The organism is Devosia sp. Soil_C_22, from assembly GCF_057657195.1.
The window spans coordinates 3,243,312-3,263,292 of sequence record NZ_JBDGIY010000001.1; the positions used below are offsets into that span (position 1 = coordinate 3,243,312).

17 protein-coding genes are annotated in these 19,981 nt (G+C 64.5%); 5 read left to right on the forward strand and 12 right to left on the reverse strand.

What is annotated here, in order from left to right; translation table 11 throughout:
* Nucleotides 1-87 precede the first annotated feature (87 nt).
* From AC3A6I_RS15705 to AC3A6I_RS15730, 6 genes are all read right to left on the reverse strand, one after another.
* On the reverse strand, nucleotides 88-1,695 hold the full coding sequence (locus tag AC3A6I_RS15705) for a peptide ABC transporter substrate-binding protein (protein ID WP_487545044.1): 1,608 nt from the start codon (nucleotides 1,693-1,695) through the stop codon (nucleotides 88-90).
* A gap of 190 nt (nucleotides 1,696-1,885) precedes the next feature.
* Nucleotides 1,886-2,131 carry a type II toxin-antitoxin system RelE/ParE family toxin gene (locus AC3A6I_RS15710; RefSeq protein ID WP_487545045.1) on the reverse strand — a complete coding sequence of 82 codons (246 nt, stop codon included), beginning with the start codon at nucleotides 2,129-2,131 and terminating at the stop codon, nucleotides 1,886-1,888.
* A gap of 38 nt (nucleotides 2,132-2,169) precedes the next feature.
* Nucleotides 2,170-2,559, reverse strand: coding sequence for a type II toxin-antitoxin system RelB family antitoxin (gene relB / locus AC3A6I_RS15715; RefSeq protein ID WP_487544687.1), 390 nt, complete (start codon nucleotides 2,557-2,559; stop codon nucleotides 2,170-2,172).
* A gap of 45 nt (nucleotides 2,560-2,604) precedes the next feature.
* On the reverse strand, nucleotides 2,605-3,888 hold the full coding sequence (locus tag AC3A6I_RS15720) for an acetyl-CoA C-acetyltransferase (RefSeq protein ID WP_487544688.1): 1,284 nt from the start codon (nucleotides 3,886-3,888) through the stop codon (nucleotides 2,605-2,607).
* Complete coding sequence (locus tag AC3A6I_RS15725) at nucleotides 3,888-5,858, reverse strand: 3-hydroxyacyl-CoA dehydrogenase NAD-binding domain-containing protein (protein ID WP_487544689.1); 1,971 nt, start codon at nucleotides 5,856-5,858, stop codon at nucleotides 3,888-3,890. The genes AC3A6I_RS15720 and AC3A6I_RS15725 overlap by 1 nt, the downstream gene beginning before the upstream one ends.
* Before the next feature lie 181 nt (nucleotides 5,859-6,039).
* Nucleotides 6,040-8,526 carry an acyl-CoA dehydrogenase gene (locus AC3A6I_RS15730; protein WP_487544690.1) on the reverse strand — a complete coding sequence of 829 codons (2,487 nt, stop codon included), beginning with the start codon at nucleotides 8,524-8,526 and terminating at the stop codon, nucleotides 6,040-6,042.
* A 279-nt stretch (nucleotides 8,527-8,805) separates the two neighbouring features.
* Between AC3A6I_RS15730 and AC3A6I_RS15735 the strand changes: the two genes are divergently transcribed.
* The 4 genes from AC3A6I_RS15735 to AC3A6I_RS15750 are packed head-to-tail and all read left to right on the forward strand — an operon-like array spanning nucleotide 8,806 to nucleotide 11,454.
* A complete protein-coding gene (locus tag AC3A6I_RS15735) occupies nucleotides 8,806-10,521 on the forward strand; it encodes a long-chain-fatty-acid--CoA ligase (protein ID WP_487544691.1) in 1,716 nt (571 codons plus the stop codon).
* Nucleotides 10,508-10,900, forward strand: a complete 393-nt coding sequence (locus AC3A6I_RS15740) for a MerR family transcriptional regulator (protein ID WP_487544692.1) — start codon at nucleotides 10,508-10,510, stop codon at nucleotides 10,898-10,900. The genes AC3A6I_RS15735 and AC3A6I_RS15740 overlap by 14 nt, the downstream gene beginning before the upstream one ends.
* Nucleotides 10,901-10,933: 33 nt before the next feature.
* On the forward strand, nucleotides 10,934-11,197 hold the full coding sequence (locus AC3A6I_RS15745) for a type II toxin-antitoxin system Phd/YefM family antitoxin (RefSeq protein WP_487544693.1): 264 nt from the start codon (nucleotides 10,934-10,936) through the stop codon (nucleotides 11,195-11,197).
* Nucleotides 11,194-11,454 (forward strand): Txe/YoeB family addiction module toxin, encoded by a 261-nt coding sequence (locus AC3A6I_RS15750; protein ID WP_487544694.1) that lies wholly within the window; start codon nucleotides 11,194-11,196, stop codon nucleotides 11,452-11,454. The genes AC3A6I_RS15745 and AC3A6I_RS15750 overlap by 4 nt, the downstream gene beginning before the upstream one ends.
* Here AC3A6I_RS15750 and AC3A6I_RS15755 read toward each other — a convergent pair whose 3' ends face one another.
* The 3 genes from AC3A6I_RS15755 to AC3A6I_RS15765 are packed head-to-tail and all read right to left on the reverse strand — an operon-like array spanning nucleotide 11,455 to nucleotide 14,311.
* Nucleotides 11,455-11,712: a UvrB/UvrC motif-containing protein gene (locus AC3A6I_RS15755; protein ID WP_487544695.1), complete on the reverse strand. Its 258-nt coding sequence runs from the start codon at nucleotides 11,710-11,712 to the stop codon at nucleotides 11,455-11,457.
* A gap of 8 nt (nucleotides 11,713-11,720) precedes the next feature.
* The gene (locus AC3A6I_RS15760) at nucleotides 11,721-13,316 is read right to left on the reverse strand and encodes a cisplatin damage response ATP-dependent DNA ligase (protein ID WP_487544696.1); all 1,596 of its coding nucleotides are present in this window, start codon (nucleotides 13,314-13,316) and stop codon (nucleotides 11,721-11,723) included.
* Nucleotides 13,313-14,311, reverse strand: a complete 999-nt coding sequence (locus AC3A6I_RS15765) for a ligase-associated DNA damage response exonuclease (RefSeq protein ID WP_487544697.1) — start codon at nucleotides 14,309-14,311, stop codon at nucleotides 13,313-13,315. Before AC3A6I_RS15765 ends, AC3A6I_RS15760 begins: the two co-directional genes overlap by 4 nt.
* A 108-nt stretch (nucleotides 14,312-14,419) precedes the next feature.
* Between AC3A6I_RS15765 and AC3A6I_RS15770 the strand changes: the two genes are divergently transcribed.
* Nucleotides 14,420-14,908 (forward strand): Crp/Fnr family transcriptional regulator, encoded by a 489-nt coding sequence (locus AC3A6I_RS15770; RefSeq protein ID WP_487544698.1) that lies wholly within the window; start codon nucleotides 14,420-14,422, stop codon nucleotides 14,906-14,908.
* Nucleotides 14,909-15,067: 159 nt separating this feature from the next.
* Here AC3A6I_RS15770 and AC3A6I_RS15775 read toward each other — a convergent pair whose 3' ends face one another.
* From AC3A6I_RS15775 to AC3A6I_RS15785, 3 genes are all read right to left on the reverse strand, one after another.
* Nucleotides 15,068-17,986: an insulinase family protein gene (locus AC3A6I_RS15775; protein WP_487544699.1), complete on the reverse strand. Its 2,919-nt coding sequence runs from the start codon at nucleotides 17,984-17,986 to the stop codon at nucleotides 15,068-15,070.
* Nucleotides 17,987-18,068: 82 nt separating this feature from the next.
* Nucleotides 18,069-19,109 carry a quaternary amine ABC transporter ATP-binding protein gene (locus AC3A6I_RS15780; protein ID WP_487544700.1) on the reverse strand — a complete coding sequence of 347 codons (1,041 nt, stop codon included), beginning with the start codon at nucleotides 19,107-19,109 and terminating at the stop codon, nucleotides 18,069-18,071.
* Nucleotides 19,109-19,978: an ABC transporter permease gene (locus AC3A6I_RS15785; RefSeq protein ID WP_487544701.1), complete on the reverse strand. Its 870-nt coding sequence runs from the start codon at nucleotides 19,976-19,978 to the stop codon at nucleotides 19,109-19,111. Before AC3A6I_RS15785 ends, AC3A6I_RS15780 begins: the two co-directional genes overlap by 1 nt.
* Nucleotides 19,979-19,981: the final 3 nt, after the last annotated feature.

The following is a 19,981-nucleotide window of genomic DNA, read 5'->3' on the forward strand; positions in this document are numbered from 1 at the left end:
CCAGCTCGCGGGATCATCGCCGATAGCCGGCGGCAAACGGAAAGCGGCCGCGAAGTCCCAACTTCGCGACCGCAGTTCAGGCGGACTTTACTCGGACTTCGTCATCCAGCGGACGCGATTGATGTCCTTGGTGTTGTCCTCAAAGCCCGTGATCTTGGGCGATACGACGTTCTTGCTGACATACCAGTAGATCGGAATGGCAGCGAAGGATTCCATCGCCAGTTCCTCGGCCTGGTGCAGCAGCGCAGCGCGCTTGACCAGGTCGAGCTCGTTGGAGGCCTGGGCGAGGAGCTCATCGAACTTCGGGTCGCTGTAGCGGCCGTAGTTGTTGCCCCAGTTGACCACATCGCCCTGCTTCACGCCGGTCTTGAGCAGGTCAAGCGTGTTGGAGGCGTCATCGTAGTCGAGCAGCCAGCCGGCACGGCCGACATTGTAGTCGCCGGCGCGCAGGGCATCGTAGTGCACGGCGGTCTCGGCGTTGAACAGCTCGACCTCGACGCCGATCTGCTTCCACATGTCCGAGATGGCCACGGCGATGCGCTGGTGGTTCTCGTTGGTGTTGTAGCGCAGCTGCAGCTTGAGCGGGTTTTCCGGGCTGTAGCCGGCTTCCGCCATCAGCTTCTTGGCTTCCTCGACGCGCTGGTCATAGGGCATCTCGGCCCAATCCGGAGCATAAGGCGTGCCTTCGTAGTTGCCGGTGCCGGGCGGGACCCAGCCATAGGCCGGCAGCTCGCCGGTGCCGAGCACGTCGGGACCGATCACGTCGCGCAGGACCGAGATCGACAGGGCCTTGCGGATGTTGATGTTGTCCAGCGGCGGCTTTTCCTGGTTCATCACGTAGTAGTAGATGCCCAGGAACGGCGCGACGTGGGCCTGGCCCGGATAGTTATCCTGCAGGAACTGGTACTGGTCGGCCGGGAAATCGGTGAGGATATCCAGTTCGCCGGCGCGGTAGCGGTTGAGCGCCGCGGTCAGGTCCTCGGTGTTGTCCCACTTGATCTCGTCGATCTTGAGATTGTCCTTGCCATAATAGGTGTCGGACTTGACGCCGCGCAGATACGAACCCGGCACCCACTCGACCAGCTTGTACGGCCCGTTGGAAACGATGTTCTCCGGCTGCGTCCACTGATCGCCGAACTTCTCGATGATATCCTTGCGGACCGGATAGGCGGTGTAGTGGGTCAGCGCGCCGATGAAGAACGGCGTGGGAGCTTCGAGGGTGATCTCGAGCGTCTTGTCGTCGATGGCCTTGACGCCCAGCTCGTTGAAATCGGTGATTTCGCCGGCGCCGATCTTGGCCGAATTCTTGATCGGATACTGCAGGTAGGCGTAGTCGGCGGCGGTGGCCGGGTCGAACAGGCGCTGGAACGCATCGACGAAGTTCTGCGCGACAACCGGCTGGCCGTCGCTCCAGTTCGCATCGGCGCGGAGCTTGAAGGTGTAGACGAGGCCATCGTCCGAGATGGTCCAGGACTCGGCCTGGCCCGGGATCGGCTGCGCCTGGATGTCTTCAGCGGCAAGACCCTCGAACAGCTCGCCGACGATGCGGTTCTCCCAGTCGCCCGACGCCTTGTGCGGATCGATCGAGCCCGGCTCGCTGCCGTTGCCAAGATTCAGGGTGACGGCCTGTGCCGCTCCCCCCAACATCAGCGCCAATGCGCCGGCGGCCGCGACCGCCTTGAGGACCCGGGTTATTTTCATTCTTGTCCCATCTCCATAAAGACATTTCCTGACGGGCACCGACCTTGGAATGTCGTGCCTCAATGGGCCCGACTGGTCGAAACCGCCGGATTGGGTACGGACCCTATGGCATCGCGGAAAACGACACAAGCGTGACATTGACGTAAACGTCAGGGATTGAACGGCTGGGGGAAAGTGCTCGAGATCAGGGATATTGTTGGCGGGCGTGAAGCACGTCGACGACTTCGACGGTATCATTCAGCACCCGATAGATGACGATGTAGTTCGGATGCGCAACGATCTCTCGTGTACCTGAAGCGCGCCCTATGCGACCGATGTTTGGGTACTGCCGCGCAGGCTCCACCGACTCCACAATGCGAGCCAGCATCCGGCGCGCGGCACCGGGATCGTGCCGGGCGATGTAGGAAATGAGGTCAATAATGAGGTCAATAAGGGCAGTCTGGGCTTCCGGGCGCTAGACTATCTGCATCACGCGCGCTTCTTGAGACGAGCTTCCGCGCGGGCGATGATCGTCTCCGCGGACGCAATCACCTCGTCGTGCGGAACCGATAGCCGTGGATCAGCAAGGGATTTTTCGACACGGGCGATCAGCCAGCTCTCGTAGCTGGCCTCATCCTCAGCGCTTTGAAACTCCGACGCTATCGGATCGTAGAAACCGGACGGTAACGCCTCATTGCTGCCGGCCGCATCCGCGATAACTCGCGTTATCCGCTGCATCACTTCGTCGTGCAGGACATTCTCGCCGCGGTCATCCAGGGACGCCTGCACCTTGGCGCGGAACCACTTGTCGTAAGCTTCAGCCTGTTCCTCGGTCTCGAATTCGGAGACGATCGGGTCGAGTTTCTTGCCTTCAGGCATCGCGGACTCCTTACCCTCCCAATATAGGACAGAAGTCCGCCCCCGTCACGCCGCCCGCTCGACCAGCGCCGCCACACCCATGCCGCCGGCGGTACACACCGAGATCAGCGCCCGCTGCTTCTGCGTCGTGTTGAGCAGCTTGGCTGTGAGCCCAAGTATGCGCGCTCCGGTAGCGGCGAAGGGGTGCCCGTAGGCGAGGCTCGAGCCCTTCTGGTTGATCTTGCTCGGATCGATAGCGCCAAGCGGGGTCTCGCGCGCCAGCACGTCGCGATTGTACTCGGCACTCTCCCACGCCTTCAGCGTGCACAGCACCTGCGCGGCAAACGCCTCGTGGATCTCGAACAGGTCGATATCGTCGAAGGTGAGGTTGGACCGGCGCAGCATCTCGCTGACCGCGATGGTCGGGGCCATCAGCAGCCCCTCGCCGCCGGCGAAATCGTTGGCGGCAACCTGCCCGAGGGTGAGATAGGCCAGCACCGGCAGGCCGCGCGCTTTCGCCCACTCCTCCGAAGCCAGCAGCACCGAGGCCGCGCCATCGGTCAGCGGTGTGGAGTTGGCGGCGGTGAGCGTGCCATGGCCCGACGACTTGTCGAAGGCCGGCTTCATCGTCGCCATCTTCTCGAGGCTGGTGTCGGCGCGAACGTTGTTGTCCTTGAGCACGCCGTTGAACGGCACCACGAGGTCGTCGTGAAAACCCTCGTCGTAGGCGCGCGCCGCATTGTGGTGCGATTTCAGCGCCAGCTCGTCCTGCGCCTCACGGGTAATGCCCCACTCCCACGCCATCAGCTCGCAATGCTGCCCCATCGACAACCCGGTGCGCGGTTCCTGCGTCGATGGCGCCACCGGAGTCAACTCGCCCAGGTTGAAGCCCTTGAACACCTTGAGCTTCTCGCCCGTGGTGCGGGCCCGGCTCAGATCGATGGCGCGGTGCTGGAACTTGTCGCCGAACACCACCGGGCTGTCCGAAACCGTATCGGTCCCAGCCGCAATGGCGCTGTCGATCTCGCCGATGGCGATCTTCGCCCCCAGCGTGAGCGCCGCCTGCAGCGAGGTGCCGCAGGCGATCTGGATGTTGGTCCCCGGCGTGCGCGGCGACAGGCCGGCATCAAGGCTGGCTTCGCGCGCCAGGTTGAAGTCGCGGCTGTGGCTGAGCACGGCGCCCGCCATCACCTCGCCGATATGCTCGCCCTTGAGGTTGTACTTGTCGACGAGGCCACCGAGTGCAGCGCCCAGCATCGACAGGTTCCCCTGGTCGGCATAGCCGGAATAGGCGCGCGCGAACGGAATGCGGGCCGAGCCGACAATGGCGACTTTACGTGTTTCCGCCATCAGGCTCTCCCGTCCTTGCGGGCCTGCATCGGCCCTCCGAGGAAGGGCGCAAAGCCCGTTCCGTAAATGACGCCGATATCGGCAAGATCGTCCGAGGCGACGACACCCTCCGCCACCGCCACCGCCGTGGCGCCGACCAGCGGCTGCACCAGCTCGCGGCCCAGCGCCGCGAGATCGGGATGCGGCGGCACCTCGCCCTTTTGCGCCTTGCCGTTGGTCCAGGTGTAGAACCCCTGCCCCGTCTTGCGGCCGAGCTTCTTGTCCGCGATCAGCCGCGCGAACTGGCTGTTCTCCGGCACCGGATTGCCGAGCTCCTCGGCCACCGACTTGCCGACATCGAGCCCGACCGTGTCCATTAGCTCGATCGGCCCCATCGGCATGCCGAAGGCGACCGCCGCGGCATCGATCTGCTCCTTGTTGGCGCCAGCCTCGACCCGCTGAACCGCGCCCAGCATGTAGGGCATCAGCACGCGGTTGACGAGGAAGCCCGGCGCCGACTTCACCACCACCGGCGATTTGCCGATGGCGAGCGCAAAGCTCGCACCGCGGGCGATATCGGCATCGGCGTTGAAGCGCGAGCGAATGACTTCGACCAGCGGCAGCTGCGCCACCGGGTTGAAGAAATGTAGCCCGATCAACCGCCCGGGTGCCGTCAGCCCCTCGGCGATCCGCTCGAGTTCGATCGACGAAGTGTTGGTCGCAAGGATAGCCCCCGGCCGGGTCTTGAGCTCGGCGTCGGCAAAGATCTTGCGCTTGATCTCCAGATTCTCGACCACAGCCTCGATCACCACATCGGCCCGCGCCAGACCCTTGCCGGTGACATCGGCCTCGAGCCGCGCCACGGCATTGCCGATCTCGGTCTTCGAGCGCAGCCGCTTCTTGAACAGCGACTTGGCGCGATCGAGCGCCGGCTTGATGCGCTCCATGTCGAGATCCTGCAGCGTCACGCCCATGCCGCGCAGCGCGCACCAGGCGGCGATATCGCCACCCATGACGCCGGCGCCGATGACGTGCACCCGGCGGAACACCGGCTTCTCCTTACCGCGCACGCCGAGCTTCTTGAGGCTTTCGGAGAGGAAGAACACACGGCGCAGGTTGCGCGAGGTGTCGGAATTGAGCAGCGGCACGAACCGCTCGATCTCACCCTCTTTCATCGCCCGCCAGTCATTGCCATGCTCCTCGAACAGCTCGATCAGCGAGTATGGCGCCGGGAAATGCTCGGGGCGGGCTTTCTTGGCCACCCCCTCGCGCATCTTCTTGGCCGTGAAGCCACGCATCGGCCCGAGCGCGAACGCGCGCTTCGCAAGGCCGGCTTCCGGACTCGCGCGGTTCTGCAGGATCGCCTTGCGGCATTCCCAGCGCAGGCTGTCGCGGGTGCGGACGAGCTTGTCGACCAGCCCCATCCGCTTGGCCTGGCTGGCGCGCAGGATCTTGCCGGTCAGCATGATCTGCATCGCATCGACCGGCCCCGCCTGCCGGATCGAGCGGCCGGAACCCCCGAAACCCGGGAATATGCCGAGATTGACCTCGGGAAAGCCGAGCCGCGTCTTGTCGTCATTGACCGCGACGCGGTAGCGGCAGGCGAGCACCAGCTCGAGCCCGCCACCGAGGCAGAAGCCATGGATGCCGGCAACGACCGGCACCTTCAGCGCCTCGATGCGATCCATGATCGCGTGCGTGCGGTCGAGCGCCGCGCGCAGCACGCCCGGATCGCTCATCTCGTCGAACTCGGTGATATCGGCGCCGGCAATGAACCCCGAGTCCTTACCCGACAGCAGCGCCACGCCCTTGAGCTCGCCCCGCTGCGCCAGCTCTTCGATCGAGCCGACAATGCCGTTGAGCTCGCTCAGCGTCTCGCGGCTCAGCGTGTTCACGGGAGCGTCCGGCACGTTGATGGTGAGCCAGCCAATGCCTTCGAAATCGACCGTCAGCGTCCAGGCGCGGCTGGGCGGGATTTGTACTTCGGGCACGAGGAACTCCTTTATTGGCCGCTGGTGTCCGCATCGGACTCATCTGCCCACCGGGTCATCCCCGCGAAAGCGGGGACCTCCGTTTGACCGCAGGCACCGAAAACAGAGGTTCCCGCTTTCGCGGGAATGACACCGTGCGTAGTGGCATCCGCAGGAGAACAGTCCAGAGTAGGCACTCCTCTTATTCCGCCGCGAGTTCGATGCTCGGCGCCTCGCGCCGGACCTGCTTCGAGCCGAGTTCGTCGGGATCGAAATCGTCGACCTTAATCACCCGGTCGGTGGCCTGGTCGGCGAGCCGCAGGGTGGCCGCCTCGGCCTCGGTCAGCAGGCCCTTGTCCACCGCATCGGTGATGGCGTCGCGATCGAGCCGGCGCTCGATCTCGCCCTTCTTGATGGCGCGCACGAATTTCGTCTCGATCTCGGCGGCGCTGGTGACCTTGACCAGCGCATCCTCGAGCACGCCCGTGATGTCCTTGGGATCGGTCGACACGTACACCCCCTTGGTCAGCCGGTCGCGGAACGCGCCGGGTACGAGCACGGAGCGCGCCAGCCGGTAGGTCGCCCGGTCGGAAGCAGGCTTGGCGTGCCGCCCGAGCGGAAACACCAGAACCCGCATCAGGTTCCGCAACACGAAATTGGGGAAGTTCGCGAACACGGCGGCAAAGTTCTGCTCGATCGAGAACACCAGGTCGCGCGCCACAGCGTCGACGACCGGCTTGTCCTCTTCAATGCGGCCATCATCCTCGTAGCGCTTGAGCGTCGCCGAGAGCAGGTAGAGGTCGGACAGGATATCGGCCATGCGGCCCGACAGGCGCTGCTTGCGCTTCAGGTCGCCGCCGAGGAAGGCGACGGTCCAGTCACCGACCAGCGCAAAGCTCTGCGTGTAGCGCGAGAGTTGCCGATACCAGTGCGCCATCTCGTGATCGACCGGCGAGGCCGCAAAACGTCCACCGCTGATCGCATGAAGGAAGCTGCCCGCCATGTTGCGCAGCATGAACGAGACATGCCCCGAAAAGGCCGTGTCGAAGGCGGCGACGCCGGCCTTCCGGTCCTTGTTCTGCGCCGCCGAGATTTCGGCATAGAGGTACGGATGCGCCCGCAGCGCGCCCTGCGCGAAGGTGATGAGCGTGCGGGTGAGAATGTTGGCGCCTTCCACCGTGATGGCGACCGGCGTCGTGGCATAGCCCGAGAACAGGTAGTTGGTCGGCCCATCCTGCACGGCGCGGCCACCATGGATATCCATGGCGTCGTTGAAGGCGAGGCGCATGGCTTCGGTCGTGCGATACTTGAGCAGCGCCGACAGCACCGACGGCCGCTGCCCCTCGTCGACCATCGAGGCGGTGAGCGCGCGCGACGCCTCGTACATATACGAGAAGCGCACCATCCGGCTCAGCGGTTCGGCCACGCCCTCCATCAGCCCGACCGGAATGCCGAACTGGCGCCGGATGCGCGCGTAAGCTGAAGTCACCCGCAGCGCGTACTTGATCGACACCGTGCCGATGGCCGGCAGCGAGATGGCCCGGCCGGTCGCAAGGCACTCCATCAGCATGCGCCAGCCCTGGCCCGCATACTCGACGCCGCCGATGAGGAAATCCATCGGCACGAACACGTTGCGGCCCTGCGTCGGCCCGTTCATGAAGGCCGAGCGCGACGGGTAGTGCCGGCGCCCGATCTTCACGCCCTTGAAGCTGGCGGGGACGAGCGCCAGCGTGATGCCGACATTGTCGGTTTCGCCGATCAGGTGCTCGGGATCGTGCAGGTGGAAGGCGAGGCCAAGCAACGTCGCGACGGGCGCGAGCGTGATGTAGCGCTTGTCCCAGCTGAGCTTCACACCCAGTGTCTTCTTGCCCTCGTACATGTCGTAGCAGACGACGCCGACATCGCGCATGCCGGCCGCGTCCGAGCCCGCATGCGGGCCGGTCAGCGCGAAGCACGGCACTTCCTGCCCCTTGGCAAGGCGGGTCAGGTACTTCGCCTTCTGCTCGGCCGTGCCGTACTTTTCGAGCAGTTCACCCGGCCCCAGCGAGTTGGGCACCATCACGGTGATGCCGGCGGCGATCGAGCGCGAGGCGATCTTGGAAACGACCTGGCTCTGCGCCTGCGCCGAGAAACCGAGGCCCCCATGCTCGCGGCCGATCAGCATGCCGAGAAAGCCGTTCTCCTTGAGATAGGTCCACACCGCCGGCGGCAGGTCGGCGCGATTGTTGCGCGTGTCCCAGTCGTCGATCATCGAGCAGACTTTTTCGACCGGGCCATCGAGGAAGGCCTGCTCCTCGGTCGAGAGCGTGGGCTTGCGCACGCCCAGTAGCTTGGTCCAGTCCGGCCGCCCCGAGAACAGCTCCGCGTCCCAGCCGACCGTGCCGGCGTCGAGCGCCTCCTGCTCGGTGCGCGAAACGCGCGGCAGGATACGCTTGACCATGCCATGGGCCGGGCCGGTGAGGACCAGCTTTCGCAGGGGAGCGAGCGCGAGGAGGCCGAGAATAGCGGCTGGCAGCAGGGCGAAGATCCAGCCCAGCGTGTCCGTCATCAGCCAGATGCCATTGTCGGTCGAAATGCGGGTCAGCGCGCCGATCACCAGGGCCAGCAGCGCCCACTGCCAGAGCGGCGCGCGCCGCATGGCAAGCACCGCGGCACCGACGAGCGTGAGGATCAAGAGCACCCAGACCATCAATGTCCTCCTCGACTGGCGCGGGACGCGGATGCGTCGCGATGGTTGCCACCGCCGGTGCCCCCCGCCCGACTCCACTCTCCCCGAGTCTAAGCCCAAGCCTGCGCCCTGCGCCATAAAATAGGGTTAGTTGACGTATACGTCAACTGGACGACGTTTGCGTCTGGCGCCTGGTTCCCGAACATGAACGGTCGAATTTCCGCGTCCCTCGTTTGACGTTAACGTCAATGGATGGGATAGTTTTCTACGATGCGGCCGAACGGCCCGGAGGAGGACAGTATGGCGGCAGCCGAGGCAGGTGCATTGCGCCCGTGGGTAAACCACTACCCCGAAGGCATTTCATGGGATGCGCCCATCGATTTGACCCCGGTGCATCAGCGCGTGCTCGAGACTTGCGCCCGTACCCCCGATGCCGACGCGCTCGATTTCCTCGGCAAGAAGACCCGCTATCGCGAGCTGGCCCGCCAGATCAACGCCTTCTCCGGCGCACTGCAGAAGGAACTCGGCGTCAAAAAGGGTACGCGCGTGGCGCTGCTGCTACCCAACACACCCTTCTATGTCGTGGCCTACTACGCGATCCTGCAGATCGGCGGCATCGTGGTGAACTGCAACCCGCTCTACACGGTCAAGGAGCTCACCCACATCGTCGGCAATTCCGGCGCCCAACTGATGGTGACGCTCGATCTGAAGCAACTGTTCGACAAGGCTGAGGAGCTGGCCCTGGCCGGCCACGTCAAGCGCCTTGTCGTCTGCCATTTCCCCGATGTCCTGCCCGGCATCAAGAAGCTCGCCTATTCGGTCGCCAAGGCCGGCGACATGATCAAGCCCGACCAGAGCAAGATCGCCGAGCGCTGCGTCTGGTTCGACAAACTGGTGGGCAAAAGGCTCAGCCACGATCCCGTGGCGATCGATGCCAAGACCGACGTGGCGCTGCAGCAATATACCGGCGGCACCACCGGCATTCCCAAGGGCGCGATGCTGAGTCACGCCAACGTGGCGGCCAATTGCAGCCAGATCGACCACTGGGCGCTCGGACTGTTCAACCCGCCCTCGCGAACCGTGGCGGTGCTGCCCTTCTTCCACATCTTCTCGATGACCGCCTGCATGAACGTGCCGCTCACTGCGGGCAGTCAGGTGGTGATGCTGCCGCGGTTCGAACTCAAGGCCCTGCTCGAGCTGGTGAGCCGCACCGGCGCCAACATCATGCCCGCTGTTCCGACCTTGATCCAGGCCCTCGCCAAGGCTGGCGACAAGGCCAAGGCACACCTGGGCAGCATAGAAGTCGCGGTTTCCGGCGGCGCCCCGCTCGCCGACGAAGTCCGCGCCAACTGGGCCAAGGTCAGCTCGGGCCTGCTGGCCGAAGGCTACGGCCTCACCGAGGCCTCGCCGGTCGTGTGCTGCGCTGCCTTGCGTGTGCCAAGCAAGCCGCTGTCGATCGGCCAGCCCATCCCCGCGACCGACATCCGCCTCGTCGATGTCGAAAGCGGCGAAGTCGTGCCGATCGGGGAGCGCGGCGAACTGCAAGTCAAAGGTCCGCAGGTGATGCTGGGCTATTACAACGACCCCGATGCGACCCGGAATGCCTTCATGGATGGCTGGCTGCGCACCGGCGATATCGGCATCCTCGACGAAGATGGCTATGTGTTCCTGGTCGACCGGATCAAGGACCTGATCCTGTGCTCGGGCTTCAACGTCTATCCGCGCACCATCGAGGAAGCGGCCATGCACCACCCGGCGGTGGAGGAAGTGAATGTCATCGGCGTGCCCGACGAATATCGCGGCGAAGCCCCGGTCGCTTTCGTCAAGCTCAAGGATGGCAAAGAGGTGAGCGAGGCCGACCTCAAGAAATTCCTCGGCGAGACGCTCAACAAGATCGAGATGCCCAAGGAAATCATCTTCAAGGACCAATTGCCCAAGACGCTGATCGGCAAGCTGTCCAAGAAGGAACTGCGCGAGGAATACGCGGCGCGGAAGACGAACCATGAACCGGCCTGAGCAGGAAAACCGCGACCTCTTCGCCATCGCCGACCTCGCCGGCGAGTTCGGCATTTCGACCCGCGCCATCCGCTTCTACGAAAGCAAGGGGCTGCTGAATCCCGAGCGCATCGGCGGCACCCGCGTATTCCGCCGCCGCGACCGCGCCCGGCTGATCCTGATCCTGCGCGGCAAGCGCCTGGGCTTCTCGCTGCGCGACATCTCGGACTATCTCAGCCTCTACGACGCCCAGTCGCAGCGCGCCCAGACCAGCATGCTGGTCAGCAAGGTGGATGAACGGCTGGAACTGCTCGAGGCACAGAAGCGGGACCTCGAGACGACGATCGGGGAGTTGCGCGAGATCCGGAAGCTCGCGGGGGAGCAGCTGGGGCGGGGTTGATTATATGTACGTTATCGCGTACATATGTGCATTATGCGTGCCACAACAGCTGCCGATTTCCGCAAGAACCTCGCCAAAGAGCTCGATCGGGTCAATCACGACCACGAGCCGCTCGTTATTGTTCGGACCGGAGGGAAGCCTGGAGCTGTACTGATTCCGCTCGAGGACTTCGGATCACAAGACGAGACGGACTACTTGCTCAGCACAGAAGCCAATCGCGAGGCGCTGATGAAGGCTCTGGAGGAGTACAAGGCGGGGCGCTTTGTTGCTCATGAGCTGATTGACGTCGAGGAGTGAGAACCGTCTTTCTACCGCTGGCATGGGAGCAATACCTGTGGTGGCTGGAGAAAGATCGTTCTCAGCTGAAGAGGATCAACCGCATTCTGGTCGAGTGCACACGGGCGCCGTATTCGGGGCTTGGCAAACCGGAACCCCTTAAGAACCAACTTTCCGGCTGGTGGTCTCGGCGTATCGCCGAGGAGCATCGCCTGATCTATCGCGTCGACGGTGACGACCTGATCATCGCCCAGTGCCGGTTCCACTACCACAAATAGCTATCGCTTCCGCGGCTTCACGTTCGTCATCAGGTCCGGCTTCTTCGGCCGCACCCAGCCCTTGGGCGGTTTCACCACCGGTACGTTGGTGCCCAGCCCCATTTCGCCTGGCGGGGGCTTGCGGACGGCGCCGCCGCCTTTGAGCGAAGCGATTTCGTCGCGGAGGCGCGCGGCGGTCTCGAAGTCTTCGCGCGCCACGGCATCGGCCATCTCGGCTTCGAGCTGGATGATCTTGCGTTCGAAGGCGGCGAGGGACATGGCGGCTCTCAGGTGGCGCTCAGAAAGACCTGCATGTCGTCGAGCGTGGCGGCTTCGTTGGCAGGCTTGTCCCACCTTATCCGGTTGATGCGCGGGAAGCGAAGTGCGATGCCGGATTTATGCCGGCCCGATTGCTGGGCGCTGTCGAAGGCGACCTCGAACACCAGTTCCTTCGATACCTCCCGCACCGGGCCAAACGCGGCGACGGTGTTGTTGCGCACCCATTTGTCGAGCTGCTTCAGCTCCTCGTCGGTGAAGCCGAAATAGGCCTTGCCGATGGGCACGATCTCATTCCCCTTCCACACGCCGAACGTATAGTCCGAGTAGTAGGACGAGCGCTTGCCGTGACCGCGCTGCGCATACATCAGGATGGCATCGACCACGTTGGGGTCGCGCTTCCATTTGTACCACAGGCCCTTGGGGCGGCCGGGGACATAGGGCGAGGCGCGCAACTTGAGCATGACGCCCTCGTGCCCCTGCTCGTCGGCGCCGCGTCGGCGGATTTCGGCGAGCTCGTCCCAGCTGGTGAAAGGGACGATGGGCGACAGGTCGAGCCGGGTCTGCTTGTGGCGGGTGAACCAGGCTTCGAGCCGCTGGCGGCGCTCGGACCAGGGCAGGCTGCGGATGTCCTCGTGCTCGTCGAACAGCATGTCGTAGACCCGAACGAAGGCCGGGAACGTCTGCAGATGCTTTCCGATCGCCACCTTGCGGTTGAGACGCTGCTGCAGGTCGTTGAACGGCAGCGGCTCGAGATTGGCGCCGACCAGCAGTTCGCCATCGAGCACGCCGTCGCCGAACACGTTCTCGACCACGTCCGGAAAGGCGGCCGCGATGTCGTCGCCGGTGCGCGAGAACATCGAGACGCGGCCCTGCGCACCGATCAGCTGCACCCGGATACCGTCCCACTTCCACTCCGCCACCCAGTCGGCCGGGTCGAGCTTGTCGAGGTCTTTCTCCTCGTCGATGGGATTGGAGAGCATCAGCGGATGGAAGCGAGCAGTATGGTCGATATCGGGGCGCTCCGCCCTGCCCTCGAGCCAGTCGAACAGGTCGGTATAGGGGACGCTCAACCCGTTCCAGACCTCCTCGATATCCTGCAGCTCCTTGCCGCTCATCGCCGCCAATGCGGTCTTGGCCAGCCGCGCGTTGACGCCGATGCGCAGCGCGCCGGTGGCGAATTTGACCAGCGCCCAGCGCTCGTTGATCGAGGCGCGCGTGAGCAGCGAGCCGATCAGCCGCGGCAGCTCGGCCTTGCTGGTCATGTTGAACAGTTCGACCAGCGTCGACAGCGACGGCAGCGGCTCGGTGCTGATCGGATCGTCATAGGAAGCGTGATGTGGCCAGATCAGCGCAATGGTCTCACCCAGGTCGCCGACATAGTCGTAACTGAGCGCGAACAGGTGCGGATCGACTTCGGCGAGGACGACATCGCGGAGGATCGCCGGCTTCACGTTCTTGAAGGTCAGCGCGCCGGTGAGGATGGCAAGCGCGAAGCCGCGGTCCGGATCGGGCGTATCGCGAAAATACTCGGTGAGCGCCTCGAGCTTGCGATTGCGCGAGGGGGTAAGCGCGAGCAGTTCCATCAGTTGCGCGAAGCGCCTCACCCGCCGTCCTCCTCGCCTTCCTCGAAGGCCTGGATGTTGAGTGGCTCGGCCTCGAGCCCGTTCTTGCGGCACTGATAGACCAGCGCATCCTCGCGGCCATGCGTGACCCAGACGCGCGATGCGGCAGTCTCGGCGATGGTTTCGTTGAGTTCGTTCCAGTCAGCATGGTCGGAAATGACCAGCGGCAGCTCAACCCCCGACTGGCGAGCCCGCTGCTTGACGCTCATCCAGCCTGAGGCGACGGCGAGCACCGGATCGGGCAGCCGCCGGCTCCAGCGATCCTTGATGGCCGAGGGCGGTGCGATGACGATCTGGCCGGCAAGCTCGGCCTTGCTGGCTTCGATCGAGGGTTTCAGCACACCGAGGTCGATGCCACGCTCGACATAGAGTTCGCATAGCCGGATCATCGCGCCATGCAGGTAGATCGGCGCGTCCCAGCCGCCATCGCGCAAAAGCGCAATCATGCGCTGCGCCTTGCCGAGCGCATAGCAGCCGATGACATGGGCGCGGTCCGGGAAGCTGGCGACCGAGCGCAGCAGACGCTTCACCTCGTCCTGCGGCTTGGGGTGCTGGAACACCGGCAGGCCGAAGGTCGCCTCGGTGACCAGCAGGTCGCAGGGCACCAGCTCGAACGGCTGCGCCGTCCGGTCCGGCAGGCGCTTGTAATCGCCCGTGACCACGATCCGCTGGCCGCGGTGTTCGAGCAGTACCTGTGCCGAGCCGAGGATATGGCCGGCCGGATAGAAGGTGACGGTGACGTCGTCGACTTGCAGCGGCGTGCCGAACTCCAGCGCCTGGAAGCTCTTGGCACAGTCCTCGCCATAACGCGTCTTCATGATGGCAATGGTGTCGGGCGTCGCCAGCACCGCATCGTGGCCCGAGCGCGCGTGATCGGCGTGCCCGTGCGTGATGATGGCCCGGGCGCGCGGCTGCGAGGGGTCGATATAGGCGTTGATGGGCAGGACGCGCAGGTCGCGATCGAGGAATGGGATCATGGGCCGGATATGGTGTTTGGCAGCACAACGCACGAGAGGCCGTATCGGCGACACTATACGCAGTGATTTCCGCGGACTAGGTTGCGCACCAGCACCGGGGGACGCAACATGATCAGCCTGACCGAAATCGCACAGACCCATCCAAAACGAGAACTGGCGGCCGGCACGACGCTGATTTCACAGGGCGACGAGGGCGGCGACCTGTTCATCCTCGAGAGCGGCGAACTGACGGTCCAGCGTGATGGCATCGACATCGCGACGATCGCGCGCAGCGGCTCCCTCGTGGGCGAAATGTCGGTCATCCTCGGCACCGCAGCCAGCGCCACGGTGAAGGCGACCATTCCGACCACCGTGCGGGTCATCCGCGACGCGCAGCAATACCTGCAGCGCGACCCGGCGCTAGCCTATCGGCTGGCGCACCTGATGGCGACCCGCCTCGACTCGACCTCGGCCCTGCTGGTCGACCTGACGCGCCAGAACCAGGGCCGCGCCGAGCAGACCCTGCTCGGCCGCATCTTCGCCTCGCTCCACCTGGGCGGTGACGCGGACTATGCAGTGGCTCGCAATGACATGTTTGGGGATGCTTCGCGGGAGTAAGCTCGCCTCCGCACCCCCTCTCTTGCGAACTGCATGCGCCGGTGTTCATGGCGAGCTTCTCCCCCTTGGCGGGGGAGAAAGGAATTTCTTGGGCTTAGCTCTTCGCTAGCCTTAGAAATTCTAAGAGAGGGGGCCGGCCGCGGGCACGGCGCCACCTCCCTACAAAACCTTCGTCACCTTCAGGAACCCGCCGCGTTCGTCATTGGCGGCCTTGATGGCTTTTTCCGACCCCAGCACCACGACCTGCCCCTGGCGGGCGACCTGGTCGAGCGCTTCGGCCAGCGCCTTGAAATCGCGGTTCGAGGCCGTAAGGATTTCCTCGCGGCGCTGCTGGCGCGTCTCTTCGGTGTCGCCGGCGAGTTCCCAGATCAGCGAGGTAAAACCCTTGGCGTCCGGCAGGCGGTAGGTGTCGACTGTGCCGATGACGCCGATGACCGAGCGGACGAGATCCTGCTCCCCTACCCCGTCCTTCAGGAACCCCGCCGCGCCGTCATAGACGTCGATGGTGTCGACCAGGTTGGGATCGCGATACGAAGTGAAGGCGAAGGTGCCCGAGAACGGATCGAGCCCCGACGAGCCGCCATAGGCGCCGCCCTGCACGCGCACCTTGTCCCACATATAAGTGGTGTTGAGGTGCTTGATGGCGACCGCGGTACCGCCGGTCGGTTCGAAGCCCAGTTCCTTGAGGTTGGCGCCCTTGGCCACGTAGTTGACCTGCCCCGGGAAGGTGAGGCCTTCCGACTGCGGGCCCAGCGCAAAACCCCAGCCCTCCACGGAGCGTCCGGAGCCGGCCGGTAGCGACTCGATGAAGCTCGCAAGCTGCGGCTTCAGTGCGGCGAGTGCAAAGCTGTCGGCGGTGACGTTGGCGATCATGCCGTTGCGACCGAGGACCAGCGTGCGGATTTCCTCGAGCGCCTCCTGCACGGCCGGCCAGTTGCCATCGATCTGAGCCAGCAGGTCCTTGACGAAGAAGTAGTTGGAAACGCCGCCCAGCTTCTCGTTCAGCCAATCGGCTTCCGAGAACCCAGCGCGCACCCGCATCGAGACGATACCATTGCCCATGCCGGCGAGCGAGCTTTCGAACCCAGCCTTGCCCTCCAGCACCATCTGCTTGATGCGCTCTCGATTATCGAGCCGCGCGTCGGTGATGACGTCACGGAAGATGGCGAGCAGGTCGTCGACATGGTCGGGCGTTGCCTTGCCCCGTACGAACAGCCATGCCGCCGTGCCGGAGGTGTCGCGGCGCGCCGAGATCCAGCGGTTGACGCCGACCCCGCCGGTGAGGCGGCCGATGCGTTGCGTGAGCGAGACGAAATCCTCGGTGCTGGTGCCGGTCTGCGTCAGCGCGCGAGTGAACAGCGGCACGTAGGGCAACAGGCGCCCCGGCAGCCGGTCGAGGTTGAAGCCGAGATCGACATAGACGACGCCGTTGGTCGGCAGGTCGTGCGTATAGAGCTTGATGCCACTCAGCTCCTCGGCGGCGATCGGGATCGCCTTGTTGGTGCGCGGCAGGTCCTCGAGCGTCAGCGTCGGGATTTTTGCCAGCGCTTCCGGCGGGTCGATCGCTTCCTGCAGCGCCTTGAGATGCCTCGTCTGCTCGGCGACACCGGCAAGGCCGGCGGCATCGAGCTCCTGCTGTGCCGCATCGAGCCTGGCCCGCTCCTCAGCAGCCTCGGCGGCAGCCTTTTCCGTATCGGCGGTGAGCAGCACCGTGGTGCGATGCTGGTTGTCGAGGATGTGCGCCTTGATCAGGTTCTCGAACACGCGCTCGCCACTGGCGAGCTTGTCCTTGAGCCCCTGCAGCGGCGCCTCGAAGCTGAGCGGCGCCAGCGGGTCGTGGCCATAGAGCCAGGTGCCCATCGAGCGGAACATCAGCGCGATGCCGCGCGGGAACGAGCCGGTATTGTTTTCGCGCAGTGCGAACTCGGCCGTATTTATCGCCGCTTCGATGGTCTTGGGATCGATACCGTTGACGTTCAGGTACTCGAGCGTTGCGAGGATCAGGTCCTGCACCTTGCCGCCATCGGCATCGTCGATGCCCTTGAGGCCGAAGGTGAAATAGGGCTGCCGGATGCCATCGGCAAAGCCCGAGCCAGTGAGCCCTTCGCCCAGCCCGGAATCGATCAGCGCCTTCCTGAGCGGCGCGGCCGGGTTACCGACCAGCACGGACTCGAGGATGTTCAGGGCCAGCAGCGTCTCGGGATCGGTGATCTCGTCGAGCATCCAGTTGACGCTGACCATCGCGGTCTTCTTGCCCGGCTCGCTCTCGTTGGCGGCATAGGTCTCGGCGAACTGGCGGGGTGCGCTCCAGCGTGGTTGCAGCTTGATCTGGGGTGCCGGCTCGCCGCGCTCGAACTGGCCGAAATATTCCTCGAGGATTTCGAGGCGTCTGGCCGGATCGTCATCGCCGTAGAACACGACGCGCGAGTTGGACGGATGGTAGAACTTCTCGTGGAAGTTCTTGAAATAGGCGTAGGTAAGATCGGGAATGGCCTTGGGATCGCCGCCCGAATTCACGCCATAGGTCGTGTCGGGATAGAGCGAGAGCTGGCTGAACTTGCCCAGCACGGCCGCGGCCGACGAATACGCACCCTTCATCTCGTTGAACACGACGCCCTTGAACACCATCGGGCCCTGCGTGTTGTCGAGTTCGTAATGCCAGCCTTCCTGCCTGAAGGTGTCTTCGGTGATCAGCGGGAAATATACCGCGTCGAGATAGACATCGACGAGGTTGTAGAAGTCCTTAAGGTTCTGGCTGGCGACCGGATAGGCGGTCTTGTCCGAGAAGGTCATGGCGTTGAGGAAGGTGTGAAGGCTGCCCTTGAGCAGCTCCACGAACGGCTTCTTCACAGGGTATTTGCGCGAGCCGCACAAGACCGAATGCTCGAGGATATGGGCGACGCCGGTCGAATCCTCGGGCGGGGTCTTCAGCGTGACACCGAAGACCTTGTTCTCGTCGTCATTGATGAGGCTCAGCACCTCCGCCCCTGTTTTCTTGTGCCGGTAGAGCCGCGCCAGCGAACTGATCTCCCCGATCTGCTGTTCGCGGAGGAGTTCGAAGGCGGGATGCTCGGACATGGAAATACTCGGAGGTGGAGGGTTCCGACAATCTAGGGACGCACGATGGCGGATGGAAGGCCCCCTTCCATCCGCCAATTGGTCAGGTAGCGCTATACCGCGCCAGCGCCTTGATCACCTGCTTGGCGGTCACCCGGCCGATCTGGCGCCCACTCTCGTCGGTGACCCCGACCCATTCGTGCTCGGCAAACAGCGGCAGCACATCCTCGCAGCGCGCCGACTCGGGCACGGCGACCTCGCACGGCTCGGCCTCCCCGCGCTCCATGATCGAGCGAACGTGGATGGCGCGGGCCTTGTTCACCTCGCGCACGAACTCCTCGACATGGGCATTGGCAGGACGCAGCACGATATCCTCGGGCTTGCCCTCCTGCTGCACTGCACCGTCCTTCAGTACCGCGATGCGATCGCCGATCTTCAGCGCCTCGTCGAAGTCGTGGGTGATGAACAGGATCGTCTTGTCCAGCGACTTCTGCAGCTCGATCAACTGGTCCTGCATGCCCGAGCGGATCAGCGGGTCGAGGGCGGAGAACGCCTCGTCCATGAGGATGATGTCGGTATCGAGGGCCAAGGCGCGCGCGAGGCCGACGCGCTGCTGCTGCCCGCCTGACAGCTGACGCGGCCGGCTTTGCTCGTAGCCCTTGAGCCCGACCGTCTCGATCCACTTCGCCGCCTCGGCCAGACGTTGCGCCTTGTCGACGCCGCGTACTTCCAGGCCGTAGGCGACGTTGTCGATGACCGAGCGGTGCGGCAAGAGGCCGAACTTCTGGAACACCATGGCGACGGTGCTGCGCCGGTAGCTGCGCAACTCGGGCAGGCTCATCTTCAGCACGTCGGTGCCGTCGACGAGGATTTCGCCCGATGTCGGCTCGATCAGCCGGTTGACGTGCCGGATCAGCGTCGACTTGCCCGAACCCGACAGGCCCATGACGACGTAGATCTGGCCGCGCCGGATATCGAGCGACACATTGTCGAGGCCGACGACGCAACCCGTTTCGGCCTGCACGTCGGCCTTGGACTTGCCGCCGGCGAGCAGTTCCATCGCCCGCTGCGGATCATCGCCGAAGATCTTGGTGACGTGGCGCATGCGGATGGCGAGGTCGGTATCGATGTCGATGGCGTTCATCAGCGTACCTCCGCCAGGCCGATGCGGGCCTGGAGCTGTTTACCGAAGGATTGGGTGATGCGGTCGAACACGATCGCCAGGGCCACGATGCCCAGCCCCGCGAACAGGCCGCGGCTGACCTCGAGCCGGCCGATGCCCTGCAGCACCTGGTAGCCGAGCCCCCCTGCCCCAATCATCGAGGCGATGACCACCATGGCGAGCGCCATCATCGTCGTCTGGTTGATGCCGGCGAGGATGGTCGGCAGCGCCAGCGGGATCTGCACGCCGAAGAGGCGTTGGCCGGGATCGGTACCGAAGGCCCGGCTGGCTTCCATCACCGCCGGATCGACCGAGCGCAGGCCGAGGTCGGTGAGCCGGACCAGCGGCGGAGCGGCGTAGACGATGGTGGCGATCAGCGCCGGGATCTTGCCCGGGCCGAAGATCATCACAGTGGGGATGAGATAGACGAAGCTCGGCAGCGTCTGCATCAGGTCGAGCAGCGGCGTGATCACCTGCCGCACGCGGCTCGAGCGGCTCATCCATACACCCACGGGGATCGAGACGACGATGGCGGTGATGGTGGCGGCGAGCATCAGCGCCATCGTCGCCATGGCGTCGCGCCACAGTTCCATCACGCCCAGGAACAGCAGCGAGACGAGGACGATGGCAGGCAGCGTGATGCGGCGCGTGGCCAGCCACGCGATGCCCACGAGAATGGCGATGATCAGCCACCAGGGCGTGGCGACCAGGGTGCGCTCGATGGCGTTGAGCAGCCAGAGCAGCGGCGAGGCGGCGGCTTCGAACCCGCCCCCCCAGTTGCGGACGACCCAGTTGAGGCCGTCATCGATCGCCCGTCGCAGCGGACGCGTGTCGAAAACTTCGGGAAACATTCT